1 protein-coding gene, 1 tRNA gene, 1 rRNA gene and 1 pseudogene are annotated in these 1,438 nt (G+C 43.0%); 2 read left to right on the top strand and 2 right to left on the bottom strand.

The window, feature by feature from the left end; translation table 11 throughout:
* Together rrf and DW793_RS14200 are read left to right on the top strand one after the other, a co-directional pair.
* Positions 1 to 88, top strand: a 5S ribosomal RNA gene (gene rrf / locus DW793_RS14205); the annotation flags it as partial.
* Positions 89 to 133: 45 nt separating this feature from the next.
* Positions 134 to 209, top strand: a tRNA-Asn gene (locus tag DW793_RS14200).
* Between the two features lie 135 nt (positions 210 to 344).
* On the opposite strand, the gene DW793_RS14195 is transcribed toward DW793_RS14200, so the two are convergent.
* Positions 345 to 995: a DUF4368 domain-containing protein gene (locus DW793_RS14195; protein WP_260647811.1), complete on the bottom strand. Its 651-nt coding sequence runs from the start codon at positions 993 to 995 to the stop codon at positions 345 to 347.
* Between the two features lie 230 nt (positions 996 to 1,225).
* Positions 1,226 to 1,438: pseudogene (locus DW793_RS14190) on the bottom strand (IS3 family transposase); the annotation flags it as partial.

Raw genomic sequence — 1,438 nt, 5'->3', positions numbered from 1 at the left:
TGTTCCCATGCCGAACACAGTAGTTAAGCTCTTCTTCGCCGAAAATACTTGGATGGTAACGTCCCGGTAAGATAGGGTGCTGCCGACACCTTACTAAACAGAGAAGATAGTATTCTTCTCTGTTTAGTCATATTCCTCCTTAGCTCAGTCGGTAGAGCATTCGGCTGTTAACCGAAGGGTCGTTGGTTCGAGTCCAACAGGGGGAGCCATACTTGTGCAATAAAATAGATGCACACCTCGAAAAGCTCGTATTATCGCGGCACAAATAGGGAACGACCCTAAACTTATGTATCACGGAGAGTCATCTGATTTATTCAGACTAATGCTCTCCGTTTTCTTTTTGTCTACTTTACAATTCCGATATGAGTAAAGTAAATATCGATTTCCTGCGTGATACTGCCGTTATCGTCTTTCAGCTTTTCGTGAACCTCGATGCGCGATACAAACGTGTGTAAGATTTCCTGAGTTAATTCTGTAATATCTGTGTACTTTTTAGCAAGCGCAGCAAATCTTGCGGTGTTAGCCGTCTGGGATTGAAGCTCCTGCATCGTATGCTTCAAGTCTGATATTTCCGCTTTAAGCTGATTCTGCTCATCAGTGTATCCCTGCGACAGCATTCTGAACTGATCATCATCAATCGTACCAAGAACGTGATCTTCGTACAGCTTTCTGAAAATTATTCCGACCTCGGCAAGCCTTTTCTCGCTCTTTTTCAGTTTTTTGTTAGCTTCGGACAGCTCTTTTTTAGCAGCAGTATTTGACTCCCGACTGATATACTCAGCAAAATCATCTGTACGTTCTCTCGCAAACGCAGTCACATTCCGTATTTCATGCAGTACGATTTCCTTGAGATGACTTTCCTTAATACCGTGCATGGTACATTGTTCCCGACTATTTTTTCGATACGAAGAACAGATAAATTTCCAGTTTTCAGACTTCTCTCTTGCGTGTCTGTGAAAATATAACTTCTGTTTGCAGTCCGCACAGAAGACTATTCCGGCAAAAATACTTTTCTCTCCGCTCCTTGTGAACCTACGCTTGCTCTGCCTGAGTCGCTGAACTATCTCCCATATATTAATGTCGATTATCGGCTCATGAGTATTTTCAATCAGCTTGTGCTCGCTTTTGGGCAGCTTTAATTTCCGATGGTCTTTGTATGACGCTCTGCCGAACCTGAAATTATGGTTTTGTCAATATCACTTGACACATTTTATTCGAACAAGAATTATGCAACGAGAAAGATATGATCATAGTAGAGCTTTCTTCGGGCTGCCGGAGGCAGACCACCGTTGGCGGTGCAGATTCTTCTGTTGGCCCAGTAACTCATAAAATATCTCCAGATCATGGTCTTCAACTCTTTCATAGTGTAGTTCTCCGGCTTGTCCTCACGGCTGTAGAACAGCTCTTCTTTCATTCTTGCCCACATACTTTCACAGCG

Source organism: Ruminococcus sp. AM31-15AC, from assembly GCF_003462045.1.
Taxonomy (GTDB): domain Bacteria; phylum Bacillota; class Clostridia; order Oscillospirales; family Ruminococcaceae; genus Hominimerdicola; species Hominimerdicola aceti.
This window is presented reverse-complemented; position numbering and strand designations above follow the sequence as displayed.